We start from the raw sequence: 12140 nt of genomic DNA on the forward strand, positions 1-12140 counted from the left end.
CGTTGCGCCGTACGGTCGACCTGTGAGAGAACGGCTGTGGCGGATCACTTTCCTCGACGCGGGAATTACCTTGGCCGTGGCGGGGATCACCGCGGTGTCCACGGTGCTTCCCGCAGTGGACTCCCCTGGCGGCCTCGCCTCCCTGCAGGTGCTGCTGCCGTGGGGGCTGGCGCTGCTGGTGGTGGCGGTGGTGCCGCTGCTGTGGCTGAGCGCGTTCCCCATTCCCGTGGCCGTGGTGACCGTGCTGGCCACCACCGCATACTATCCGCTGGGCTATCCCGACAACTTCGTCATCCTGGCGGGTGCGGTAGCACTGTTCACCCTGGTCGCCCGCGGGTTCCGGCTGACCGGCTGGCTGCTCGGGTTCTCCCAGTACCTTGTCGTCCACGTCGCGGAGACGCTGTACTTCGGGGCACCACGCACGGTGTATGCGCTGGGCATGCTCGCCTGGGTGCTCGTGGTGTTCATCAGCGGAGAGGTGGTACGCAAGCATCGCGCGTACCTGGACATGGCGCGCAAGCATTCCGCGGAGGCGGAACGCACCCGGGAGGAGGAGACTCGCCGCCGGATCTCCGAGGAGCGGTTGAAGTTCGCTCGCGAAGTGCACGATGTGATCGCCCACAATATTTCGTTGATTAACGTGCAGGCGGGGAGTGCCCTCTACCTCATCGACACCCAACCGGAGCGGGCCGCCGAGGCGCTTGCCGCGATCAAGCAGGCCAGTCGGGAGACCCTGCAGGAGCTGCGGGCGATCCTCGGGGTGCTCCGCGCGGTCGACGAGACAGCGCCCCGCTCTCCCGCCCCCGGGCTGGACCGCTTGGACGAACTGGTCGCCGGGGTGCGGTCCTCGGGGGTCGACGTGCACGTCGACGTCGCCGGACGCCCCCGTCCCCTGTCGGCCGCCGTGGACTCGGCCGCTTACCGGATCGTGCAGGAGTCGCTGACGAACGTGGTACGGCACGCGCAGGCGGATACGGTCACCGTGTCTGTCAGATACACCCCCGACGGGGTGTCCCTCCGGGTGTCGGACGACGGCCAGGGCGCCGCTGCGGATTGGGCAGCCGGGCACGGAATTGCCGGCATGCGGGACCGCGCTGCCGCGCTGGGCGGCGAACTACGGGCAGGGCCCGATCCGGAGGGCGGGTTCACGGTGGAGGCGTGGCTGCCCGGCTGACCGGCCGTCCCGTTCAGGTGCGACTTCTTGGGAGGATCTGTGATCCGCGTACTCCTCGCCGACGACCAGGCGCTCGTGCGGGCAGGGTTCCGGGCCCTGCTCGACAGTGCCCCGGACATCAGCGTGGTAGCTGAGGCTGCGACGGGGGCCGAAGCAGTCCGGTTGGCCGTGGCGGAGCGCCCCGATATCGCCCTGCTGGACATCCGCATGCCGGAGCTGGACGGGTTGGCTGCCGCGGAACGCATCCTCGCCGACCCCCGGCTGTCGTCGACCCGGGTGGTCATCCTCACCACGTTCGACCTCGACGAGTACATCTTTGAGGCGCTCCGCCTGGGGGCGAGCGGATTCCTTGTCAAAGACACCGAGCCGGAGGACTTGATCAACGGGGTGCGGGTCGTGGCCCGGGGCGAGGCGCTGCTGTCTCCGAGCGTCACCCGCCGCGTCATCGCCGAGTACGCGGGACGGCCGCGCCGCCCCGCCCCGGACCGGCGGCTGCGCGACCTGACCGACCGGGAACGCGAAGTGGTGGCCCTGGTGGGGGAAGGGCTGTCCAACGAGGAGATCGCTGCCCGCCTGGTGCTGAGCCCAGCCACGGTGAAAACCCATGTCAGCCGGGCCATGGCCAAACTGCGGGTCCGTGACCGGGCCCAACTGGTGGTGGTCGCCTACGAGACCGGCCTGGTGGCTCCGGGGTGGATGCAGTGACGGGCGGATAGGGCCCCGCTTTTCGGGTAAGGGTTTTCCCCCGACGGCGGCTCAGGGTTGTCCTGTACTCCCCGCAGACGACCCCCGTAGTCCTGGGGTGGTGGCTGACCGCGCTGATCCGCACGCTACGGCGTAGCGCAACTGCCTCCCTGTGGGGGATGTGGCGTGCCCTGGCAACCGGAGAGCATCAGAGTGTTCCGAGGACGATCCGGTCGAGGAGCTCGCCTTCCCATGTTCACTGATCCGTTGCTGTGGGCACGGCTGCAGTTCGCGCTGACCTCAGGTGTCCACTACATGTTCGTGGCCTTCACCTTGGGCATGGCGCCGCTCATCCTCGTCGCCCAGGGCAGCGCGCTGCTGCGCCGGGACGAGGCGCGGCTGGCCGCGGTGCGGTTCTGGGGCGGCCTCTACGTCGTGAACTACGGCATGGGAGTGCTGTCCGGCCTGGTGATGGAGCTGCAGTTGGCGCTGAACTGGAGCGGGTTGAACGACGTGTTCGGCCACGTGTTCAGCGCTCCGCTCGCGGTGGAGACGGTCGCCGCGTTCTTCACCGAGTCCACGTTCTTGGGGCTGTGGATCTTCGGCTGGGACCGCATGAACCGCTGGCTGCACTTGGCGTGCTTCGGCGTGGTGACTTTGACCGCCTACCTGTCGGCGTTCTGGGTGCTGGTCGCGAACGGCTTCCTGAAGAACCCGGTGGGTTTTGCGCTGCGCGACGGTGTGGCCGTGCTCACCGACCCTGTGGCCCTGGTCACCAATCCGGCGGCGCTGCTGGCTTTCGCGCACGTGGCCACGAGCGCGCTGCTGGTGGGCGGCCTGGTGATGGCCGGGGTGAGCGCCTACCACCTGCGCCGCGGCAACGATCCGGACGGGATGTTCCGCCGCGGGGTGCGGCGCGGGGTGGTGGTGGCGTCGCTCGCCTTGTTCCCGACCCCGGCGGCCGGGGGTGCCCAATACTCCTTGGCGGGCGCGCCCCCGACGAGCGGGCTGACGCTCAGCTCAGCCGAGATCGCAGAGATCGAAGCGGCGCGGCCGGAGTCCACCATGGTGCTTGCCGAGGTAGGCAACGGCGTGATGACCCTGTGCTGGACGGTGTTCTTCCTCGTTCTCCCCGTGGCCTTGCTGGCCTGGCTGGTGCGCAGGTTGGACCGCTGGCGCTGGCTGCATTGGCTGCTCTCGGTGATGCCGGTGCTGGCGCTGCTCGCCGGGGTCGCTGGCTGGCTCTACCGGGAGCTGGGACGCCAACCGTGGGCGGTTCGGCACCACATGACGACCGCGGAGGCGATCACTCCGCTGTCAGTACCGCACGCAGTGGCCTCGTTCGTGGTGTTCACCGGGGCGTTCGCAGTGCTGGCGGGGATCACATGGTGGCTGCTGGTCCGCTATGCGCGCCGCGGCCCGCACGGGGGTCCGCTGGCCCCTGCCCCGTCGGGGGACGACGCGCCCGCCGTCCCCGTCCACACCTAACCTACTAGCTGTCGGCGTTTCCAGGTGAGGGAGTCGTTGTGGAATCCGTGGCTGTCGTCTTGCTGCTCGTCCTGCTGGGAGGCTATTTCGTCTTCGCGGGCAGCGACATCGGGCTGGGCATGCTGCTGCCGTATGCGGCGCGTTCCCCGGCGGAGCGCCGCCGTCTCATCGCCGTGATCGCCCCCTACTTTCTGGGGAGCGAAGTGTGGCTGGTGGCCACCATCGGTGTGGTGGCGGGCCTGGTCCCGGTGTGGGAGGCCGCGGTGGTGACCGCGCAGTGGCCGGTCTTCGTGCTCCTGCTCGCCGCGTGGCTGGGACGCGATGCGGGGCTGTGGCTGCGCGGGCGGCTGCCCGCCGCGAGGTGGCGTGCCGTGTGGGACGGAGCAGTGGCGGCAGGCAGCTGGCTGCTCGCGGTGGCGTGGGGATTCGTCGTCGCTGCCCTGGTGGGCGGGGGAACGCTGCGGCCCGGGGTCACCCTCGTGTGCGTGGCACTGGTCGTGCTCTTGTTTGCGGTACGGGGGGCCGCGTTCGGGGCGGAGCGGCTCGCTGCCGCGGAAGGTGTCGGGGGTGCTGAGCCGGGAGAGCGGGCGGCCCGGGCCTTCCGGGTGCTCGTGCGGGCCGGGCTGGTGGTGGTTCCGGTGGCGGTCGGCGTGCTCTGGGTGTCGGCGGGGGCGGCGCCGGCGGTCGTGGTGGCCGGAGCCGAGGTGGTGCTTGCCGCAGCCGCGGTGGACGCGGGTCGAGGGTGGGCGCGCGTGCTGTCGGCGCTGGGCATGGCCGTGCTGCCGGTGGTGCTCGCGGTCGGAGCCGAACTGCCCGCGCCCGCTGTCGAGCGGAACTCTTTGCTGCTGCTGGTCGCGGCGGCGGGCCCGCTGGTTCCGGTCATGGTTGCGGGCCAGGTGTGGCTGTACCGAATTTCGCGCCGCCCGATAGTCGGTTCGGGATTTTTCGCGTAACAGGGGAATGGCACCGGTTGCCGGTTTTTAAACCTGCTGGGCGGGGATTTGCCGAAACTGGCCACACGGGTTGAGCTGCAGGGCTTCCCGGGAAGAGTGGTTGCCGGAAGACATCCCGATACCGGGACACCGAGCCAAACGGAGGAGGGATCCCATGGGTGATCTCAGGACCGAGGCCAGGGGAGGCTGCAGTTGCGGTCCCAATTGCGGCTGCGGCTGCCAAAACGGGGGCCCTTGCTCGTGCGGCGGTAGCTGCTGACCTGTTCTTCTCCTCTCGCGGAGTGGTCGCCACTCTCCACTGCGGGCCGTCCCGGACCGGGGCGGCCCGCAGTCTGTGCTGCGCGGAGGCATGCACGGCCGTCCCGGCGCTGCTAGCCCACGGGGATGCCGAGCGCGGCGAGTTCCGCGGGGCTGCGGGTGGTGAAGAACCAGTCCCGGAACCGCGGATGGGCGACGAGCCGGGACGCGGGTGCAAGAGCCTGCTCCCCGACCAGGTGGTAGCGGTAGCCGTGCGGGTCGAGCAGGTCCGCCAGTCGTTCTGTGTCGGCGTCGGCCAGCACTTCGCACAGGATGTCGGGGCGGTGGGCGGCCAGGAATTTCTGGCCGTGTTCGAAGACCGCGGTTTCGGTGCCTTCCACGTCGACTTTGAGCAGCACGGAGCTATTCGGCGGGATCTGGTCGGTGAACGTGTCCAAGGCGACGATCTCCACCGGCACCCCGTCGGGGAAGCCGAGCCTGCTGGAGTAGAAGCAGGGGAGGGCGGAGTCTGCCGTGCGTGCGGGCATCATGACGGTGGCCGCCGGGTCGCCGACCCCGGTGTGGTGGAGGGTGACGCGGTGCAGGACGCGGTTGCGCACGCAGTTGTCCACGAGGGCCTGGTAGACGTCGGGCACGATTTCGAAGGCGTGGGCCCGGAGCGTCGGGTTGACCGCGGTGCCGACCAGGGTGAACAGGCCGGTGTAGGCCCCGATGTCGAACAGGGTGGTGGCCTGGCGGGCCGCGGCGGCGAAGACGCGGACCGCGAGGTCGTCTGCGGGCTGCGGGCGGCGGCCTCCACCCCAGTACAGTTCTTTGGCGATCACGCAGCGGGCCGGGTCCCGCATCACGTATTCGACGCCGTCTACTCGGCCGACGACTTCGGGGAGGGCAGCGGGGGCGGGCAGCCGTCCCGTGGCGCGGATCTGCGGGGCGAGGACCCGCACGGCGGCACGCATCGCCACGTGGGGCAGCCGCCAGCCCAGCACTTTTTTGATGTGCTTCTTCGTCCCGTACCAGCGTTGTCGTCGGCCGACGGCGCTGCGGCGGTAGTCGGTCACCGAAGAGTGTGTTCGCGCCATGTCACTGTCCCGACTGGTGGTCCCTGCTCGGCGTGCGCACCCGGCCCTCGTCCGCCCTGCCGTGCGGGGAGGTTGCGCCGACGATGTGTCTCGCCAGATCAACGAAACACTACCCTATGTAACCAGAGAATCACTCTTGACACATGAGGGTGGGATCGCTGTGCCGCGGCAGGCCCGCCCCGTGCGGGCTTCGCGGGGCGGGCCGCGTTTCCGTAAGGCAGCGCGCGTGCTGAACCGGGTCAGAGGGCGAACTGCACCGCGACGCGGTCTGCCAGCATCGGAGCGATGATCGCCAGCGCCGCCCGGTGGTCAGGATGGTCCTGGTAGGCCCGGAAGCCGTCTTCCCCGTCGAGGTCGGCGACGACTGCGAAGTCGTAGTTCCCTGCTGCAAGCCCGAGGTCTGCACCGAAGGCGTAGTTTTTCAGCTCCGGGATCGCCGCGGGCAGCTTGCTCAGGGCCGTTATGACCTGCTCGACCTGGTCAGGGGTGACAGTGTCGTTCCAGCGGAACAGTGCGATATGCCGAATTCCCATACGGAGCAACCTAGTGCCCGGTGCGGGCTCGTTGCTCCCGGGGGAAGCAGGGGTCAGCCGATACGGGTGGCGAGCAGGTAGGCGTCCGGGGTTTCCGGGTTGACGATCTCGTCGACCCGCCACACCTGGTCGTCGACGGTGAACGTTTCTCCGACCCGGACTTCGAGGAGCCCTCCCCATTGTGCTGGGCCGCCGAGTTTGGCTACGGGTCTTCCCTCGTCGTCAATCCAGAACGCGCCTCCCCCGACAGGACCTCCGGCGAAACGGTCGTTGCGGCCGTAGGTGATCTTCTCTTGAGCGCCGACTTCGTGGGGCACGGTAGTACGTCCTCTCTGATGCGAAACTTTTTCGGATAGCACACGCGACAACGGTTTTCACGCTGTGAGCGGGGATTCTCCGTGACCTTATCTCGCTTCTCAGAGTTCCCACATGAGGCGTAAAGCCCTTTAACCGTCATTCCGGAAAAATAGGTGGGCCCGGTGAGGGAGATCACCGGGCCCACGGAGGGGATACTGGAATGCTCCAGTCGGTCAGTCTCGGCCCATGAGGTTCTTCACCCGGCCGACAATGTTCTCCAAATCCGTGCTGAACGGCTGGTCTTGCACCATGTAGGTCCACGTGGTGGAAGGCCGTTTGACCCCGGCTGCGGCCACGTCGAGCCGACCGTCCACCACCTCCAACTTCTCGAACATCTCCGCGGCACGGGCCCGGGCCTCGTCCAGGAAGCCCTTGAACGCGGGGACCGCGTCGCGGTTGAACTCGTCCAACGGGTCGCGGCGGCCCAGGAAGCGCAGGTGGATGCCCTCACGCAGGTCGGCGAGGAAGGCGTTGTGGTCAGCCCACCCCCGGTCCAGGTGGTAGAGGGTGACGAGGCGCGCCGCCCGGGCGACCTCCTCCTCGCCTACCTCTTCCACCAGCCGCTGGTAGGTTTCGGGGCAGTCCACGGCGAGCTGGCGGCTGCCCAGGTCCTCGTGGAGCACCGCCCGGCGCTGCTCGAGCACCACCGAACGCTGGACGTCGATGATCTGGTTGTACCGCCAGGTGTTGCGGTGGAGTTCCAGCAGCTGCCCTTCCGCGATGCGCTGCGCGTGGTTGACCATCTCCTTCCAGGCCGGGTCGGTGATCTCCCCGTCAGCCGAGGAGACCCGGTAGCCCTTCGCCTCGGGAAGGTTGGTGGTGATCAGGTCGTCTTCCACGCTGACGTAGAACACCGAGCCGCCGGGGTCCCCTTGGCGTCCGGCACGGCCGCGCAACTGGTCGTCGAGCCGGCTGCTGGGGTAGCGGCCGTAGCCGATGACATAGAGGCCGCCGGTCTTCACCACCCGGTCCCGGTCCCGCATGTCGCTGCCGCCCAGGCGGATGTCGGTGCCCCGGCCCGCCATCTGGGTGGACACGGTGATCCGGCCGTAGGTTCCGGCCTCCGCGATCACCGCGGCCTCTTCGGCGTCGTTCTTCGCGTTGAGGACGACGCACTCGAGCCCGGCCCGCCGGAGGCGCTTCGCGAGCCGCTCGGACTCCGCAACGTCCTGCGTGCCGATGAGGATCGGCCGACCCGTGGCGTGCACTTCCTTGACCTTCTCCACCACGGCCTCTTCCTTCTCCTCGGCCGTGGCGTAGAGCCGGTCCTCCTCATCGATGCGGATGTTGGGCTTGTTGGGCGCGATGACCGCGACCTCGAGTTCGTAGAACTCGCGGAGCTGTTCGGCGACGGCCATCGCGGTACCGGTCATCCCGCAGCGGATCGGATAGCGCAGCACCAGCGACTGTACCGTGATGGAGTCCAGCACCTCGCCGGTCTCACTGGGCGTCAGGTGCTCCTTGGCTTCCACCGCGGCCTGCAGGCCGTCGGGCCAGCGCTGGAGCAGCGCGATACGGCCGCGCGACTCGTTGATGAGCCGCACCTTGCCGTCCCGCACCACGTAGTGCACGTCGCGGTGGAGCAGGGCGTGGGCGTGGAGCGCCAGGTTGACCCGGGAGAGCAGCGTCGTGTCCTCCGCGGAGAACAGGTCGACCCCGCCCAGGGCCTTCTCCACCACGTTGATCCCGGTGTCGGTGAGGTGGACGTTGCGCCCGTCGTCGTCGACCTTGTAGTCGATGCCGGGACGCAGCCGGCGCACCAGCTCGGCCATGGCCGCGTCGGATTCGGCCGGTTCGGCGGCTCCCGCCAGCACGAGGGGGACCCGGGCTTCATCGACGAGCACGGAGTCGGCCTCGTCGATGATCGCCACGTTCGGTTCGGGAACCACCAGTTCGGACACGTCGGTGGCGAGCCGGTCCCGCAGCACGTCGAAACCGAGCTCGCTCACGGAAGCGTAGGTGATGTCAGCGGCGTAAGCGGCGCGCCGTTCCTCCGTCGTGGACTCCTGGCTGATCCAGCCGACTTCGACACCGAGCAGCGTGTACAGCGGCCGCATCCACTCGGCGTCGCGTCGAGCCAGGTAGTCGTTGACGCTGAGCACATGCACCCGCTGTCCGCGCAAGGCGAATCCGACAGCGGCAAGTGCACCGGTGAGGGTCTTGCCCTCACCTGTAGCCATCTCCGCGACGTGCCCGTCCAGCAGCGCCATCATGCCGATGAGCTGGGTGTCGAAGGGGCGTTCCCCCAGCGTACGGCGGGCGGCTTCCCGGCCCAGCGCGCACAGCTCGGCGAGGTCGTCGCGGTCGTAGGGCAGTTCTGCGTTCCCGAGTTCGGTCGCGACCTCGGTCAGCTCGGCGTCGCTCAGCTTACGCAGCGCCTCTTCGCGTTCCTCAATCGTCTTGAGCAGCTTGATGTAGGGCTGGAGTGACACCGATCCCGGTTTCCCCAGGAGGCGTCGTACGCCCTCTGCCATTCGTGCGAACACCACAGCAGAGTAACGCTGTTCACACCGTCCGAGTTCCCTGCGTAAAGTGCGAGATCACGCCGTAGGACCGGCTCCGCGGCACCCTGCTACCGGAACCTCTCTTCTGACCTGCTGTTACTCGTCCACCACGGATTGTGGACCGCGGTTCCTCCGGCAGGCCGGGGCTGCGCCGCTGCTTGCGGTACCGACCATGGGGGTTAGTGGACGAGCTGGCGGCTCCGCCGCTCCTCCACCACCATCGCGTGCTTGACCAGGCTGATCAGTGTCTCCCGCACCGCTTCCCGCTTGCGGGCGTCCGTCGTCACGATCGGCACGTCGGGCGGGAGCGCGAGCGCCTCGCGCAGCTCGTCCTCCGGGTAGTGGTAGTACTCCTCCTCGGTTTCAAAGGAGTTCACCGCGATGATGAACGGTATGGGGTGCTGCTGTTCGAAGTACTCGATGGCAGGAAAGCAGTCCTCCAGCCGCCGGGTGTCCACGAGGATGACCGCACCCAGGGCGCCTCGCACCAGGTCATCCCACATGAACCAGAACCGCTGCTGGCCGGGGGTGCCGAACAGGTAGAGCACCAGGTCGGTGGGGAGGGAGATCCGGCCGAAGTCCATGGCCACCGTGGTGCTCCGCTTCTCCGGGGTCATGGACAGGTCGTCCACCCCGGCACTGGCATTCGTGATCGCCGCCTCGGTGCGCACGGGAGGGATTTCGGAAATCGAGCCGATGAACGTGGTCTTTCCGACGCCGAAGCCCCCGGCGACGATGATCTTCGTGGTGAGTTTCGGGGAATCGTTCACGGGTTCGTTACCTCGAGACACTGAGGGAGCGCGTGCGCGGCCCCGCTCCGGAAGGTCCGCTGGGGGTGGGAGCGGCCGACGGACATGATCATCACAGGTGAACCTAGCACCGTCTCGGGGTAGCCGCGGCGTTCTCCACCGATTCTGCAGGCGAAGGCGGAGCGGGCGCTCCGTGTAGCGTGCCGCGGTGCCCGCCTATCGCGGGGTATAGGGGTCTCAGCCGGACAAGTGAGCTGTTCCCTGGAAGGGCCCGGATGCGTATTCTCCGCGTCCGGGGCAGCGCCGGGCCGCCACCGGTCAGCTTCTAGCCCACATCCGTCCAGTTTGCAAGGGAAGAAAGTCCTTTGTTTCGGCACGGCGCAGTGCGCAACCGTCGCGGTTTTCGTCCTTTCTCCACGGCGGACTGGATCGGCAGCAAAAGATCCGCCACCACCGTTCCAGGCACCTCCTCAAGAATTTATGCGAAGCGTTTTCTCCAGAGAAAACGCTGCCGTTTTTCTGTCGGGGACTGGCCACAAAGAAACCCCCGGAACGGCTGCTCCGGGGGCAGGAAGACAAGGGCGGTAACACCGTGGGTTTTGGAGAGAAACCTCACGAGGGGGGACAGTCACCGCCTCTCGTCATCTCCAAAACCAAGCTTAGGCTTTCTACCACCCGAGGTCAAGAAAATGCCAAAACTCTCGATCCTGCGGGGGATTTTTCCGAATTCTCCTTATCCATCACTGAATTCAGTCCGCACCCCGTATTTCTTCCTTCTTTCCTGCTCGCACCCGGCAGCTCCCGGTCCGCGGCCACCGCTGCACCGGGCCACCTCCCCGCTGCCCGTGCAACCGGCCGGACAGCAGCAGCGTGCCCGCCCGGCCGGGCCGGCGAGAGCCCAGGTGTGAGCCCTTCCCCGCTTCAGGGCCTACGATTAGGCCGTACCCGAACGGTCCCTGGCTAAGGAGCCAACCGCACCCATGTCCGAACAGCGCATCATCCGACCCACGCCCATCAGCGGATTCCCCGAGTGGACGCCCCGCATCCGGTCCGTGGAGCTGCGCTGGCTGGACCATATCCGCCGCGGTTTCGAACGGTACGGGTTCTCCTCGGTGGAGACCCCGTCGGTGGAGGTGCTCGACGTCCTGCTGTCCAAGGGCGAGACCTCCCAGGAGATCTACACGCTGCAGCGGCTCCAAGCGGACGCCGACGACAGCAGTGACGCACGGCTCGGCCTGCACTTCGACTTGACCGTGCCGTTCGCCCGGTATGTGGCCCAGCACTTCAACGACCTGGTCTTCCCGTTCAAGCGCTACCAGATCCAGCGGGTCTGGCGCGGTGAGCGCCCCCAGGAAGGCCGGTTCCGCGAGTTCACCCAGTGCGACATCGACGTCATCAACGTCGACCGCATCCCGCTGCACTTCGACGCCGAACTGCCGCGCATCGTGCACGAAGTCCTCACCGGCCTGGACATCCCTGCGTGGACCCTCAACATCAACAACCGCAAGGTGCTCCAGGGCTTCTACGAGGGCCTCGGCATCACCGACCCGCTCGCGGTGATCCGCGCGGTGGACAAGCTGCACAAGATCGGCGCTGACGCGGTCCGCGAGATCCTCATCGACCAGGCCGGCCTCAGCTCCGACCAGGCAGCGGCCTGCCTGGAGCTGGCGGAAATCCGCGGCTCCGACACCACGGTGGTCGACGCGGTCGCCAAACTGGGTGTCTCCCACCCCACGCTCACCGCCGGTCTGGACGAACTGGGCGAGGTGTTGGACGAACTGTCGGACCTGCCCTCCGGAAGCGTCGTCGCGGACCTGTCCATCGCGCGCGGCCTGGACTACTACACGGGAACCGTCTACGAGGCGACGTTCAACGACGATCCCGGCTACGGAAGCATCTGCGCGGGAGGCCGCTACGAGAACCTTGCCGGACAGTTCATCCGCCGCTCCCTGCCTGGCGTGGGGATCTCCATTGGGCTGACCCGGATCTTCGCCAAACTCGTGTCCGAAGGCCGCATCACCGGCGGCCGCTTCTGCCCCACCGATGTGCTCGTCGTCCTCCCCAGCGACGAGCGGCGCAGCGCCGCCTTGGCCGTCGCGGCGCAGCTGCGCGAACGCGGCTTCAACACCGAGGTCTACCACCAGGCAGCCAAAATCGGTAAGCAGATCCAATACGCCGTGAAGAAGGACATTCCCTTCGTGTGGTTCCCGCCCTTCGACGACGGTCGGCCCCATGAGGTCAAGAACCTGGCCACTGGGGAGCAGGTGGAAGCCGATCCCGCTTCCTGGAACGGATGAGCCTCCGAGGCGTGGGATTGCCCCGGCCAAGGCAGGCCTCGGTGCAATCCCACGCCGTGCGGGT

10 protein-coding genes are annotated in these 12140 nt (G+C 67.9%); 5 read left to right on the plus strand and 5 right to left on the minus strand.

Features of this window, described 5'->3' with window-relative positions:
- Window positions 1-22: 22 nt before the first annotated feature.
- From CW348_RS05740 to CW348_RS05755, 4 genes are all read left to right on the plus strand, one after another.
- Window positions 23-1174, plus strand: coding sequence for a sensor histidine kinase (locus CW348_RS05740; RefSeq protein WP_234351622.1), 1152 nt, complete (start codon window positions 23-25; stop codon window positions 1172-1174).
- Between the two features lie 39 nt (window positions 1175-1213).
- Window positions 1214-1879: a response regulator transcription factor gene (locus tag CW348_RS05745; protein WP_011291214.1), complete on the plus strand. Its 666-nt coding sequence runs from the start codon at window positions 1214-1216 to the stop codon at window positions 1877-1879.
- A gap of 231 nt (window positions 1880-2110) precedes the next feature.
- Window positions 2111-3346 carry a cytochrome ubiquinol oxidase subunit I gene (locus tag CW348_RS05750; protein WP_104612553.1) on the plus strand — a complete coding sequence of 412 codons (1236 nt, stop codon included), beginning with the start codon at window positions 2111-2113 and terminating at the stop codon, window positions 3344-3346.
- 47 nt (window positions 3347-3393) lie between these two features.
- A complete protein-coding gene (locus tag CW348_RS05755; protein WP_258076834.1) occupies window positions 3394-4299 on the plus strand; it encodes a cytochrome d ubiquinol oxidase subunit II in 906 nt (301 codons plus the stop codon).
- A 371-nt stretch (window positions 4300-4670) separates the two neighbouring features.
- Here the strand turns inward: CW348_RS05755 and CW348_RS05760 are convergent, their stop codons facing one another.
- From CW348_RS05760 to CW348_RS05780, 5 genes are all read right to left on the minus strand, one after another.
- On the minus strand, window positions 4671-5636 hold the full coding sequence (locus tag CW348_RS05760) for an FkbM family methyltransferase (RefSeq protein WP_104612551.1): 966 nt from the start codon (window positions 5634-5636) through the stop codon (window positions 4671-4673).
- 239 nt (window positions 5637-5875) lie between these two features.
- Window positions 5876-6169 carry a Dabb family protein gene (locus CW348_RS05765; protein ID WP_011291210.1) on the minus strand — a complete coding sequence of 98 codons (294 nt, stop codon included), beginning with the start codon at window positions 6167-6169 and terminating at the stop codon, window positions 5876-5878.
- Window positions 6170-6222: 53 nt separating this feature from the next.
- Window positions 6223-6486 (minus strand): DUF6406 domain-containing protein, encoded by a 264-nt coding sequence (locus CW348_RS05770; protein ID WP_011291209.1) that lies wholly within the window; start codon window positions 6484-6486, stop codon window positions 6223-6225.
- A 213-nt stretch (window positions 6487-6699) separates the two neighbouring features.
- Window positions 6700-9000 (minus strand): accessory Sec system translocase SecA2, encoded by a 2301-nt coding sequence (gene secA2, locus CW348_RS05775; protein ID WP_038043394.1) that lies wholly within the window; start codon window positions 8998-9000, stop codon window positions 6700-6702.
- A 209-nt stretch (window positions 9001-9209) separates the two neighbouring features.
- Window positions 9210-9800 carry an ATP/GTP-binding protein gene (locus CW348_RS05780; RefSeq protein WP_011291207.1) on the minus strand — a complete coding sequence of 197 codons (591 nt, stop codon included), beginning with the start codon at window positions 9798-9800 and terminating at the stop codon, window positions 9210-9212.
- A gap of 959 nt (window positions 9801-10759) precedes the next feature.
- Here CW348_RS05780 and hisS point away from each other — a divergent pair.
- Window positions 10760-12076 carry a histidine--tRNA ligase gene (gene hisS, locus CW348_RS05785; protein WP_011291206.1) on the plus strand — a complete coding sequence of 439 codons (1317 nt, stop codon included), beginning with the start codon at window positions 10760-10762 and terminating at the stop codon, window positions 12074-12076.
- Window positions 12077-12140 lie beyond the last annotated feature (64 nt).

It is taken from the genome of Thermobifida sp. (genome assembly GCF_017577275.1).
In the GTDB taxonomy this organism is placed as follows: Bacteria; Actinomycetota; Actinomycetes; order Streptosporangiales; family Streptosporangiaceae; genus Thermobifida; species Thermobifida fusca.

Bases quoted from the DNA above. Each gene is read 5' to 3' on its own strand.
- secA2 (WP_038043394.1), bottom strand. From the start codon at position 9,000: ATGGCAGAGGGCGTACGACGCCTCCTGGGGAAACCGGGATCGGTGTCA.
- CW348_RS05760 (WP_104612551.1), bottom strand. From the start codon at position 5,636: ATGGCGCGAACACACTCTTCGGTGACCGACTACCGCCGCAGCGCCGTC.
- CW348_RS05765 (WP_011291210.1), bottom strand. From the start codon at position 6,169: ATGGGAATTCGGCATATCGCACTGTTCCGCTGGAACGACACTGTCACC.
- CW348_RS05750 (WP_104612553.1), top strand. From the start codon at position 2,111: ATGTTCACTGATCCGTTGCTGTGGGCACGGCTGCAGTTCGCGCTGACC.
- hisS (WP_011291206.1), top strand. From the start codon at position 10,760: ATGTCCGAACAGCGCATCATCCGACCCACGCCCATCAGCGGATTCCCC.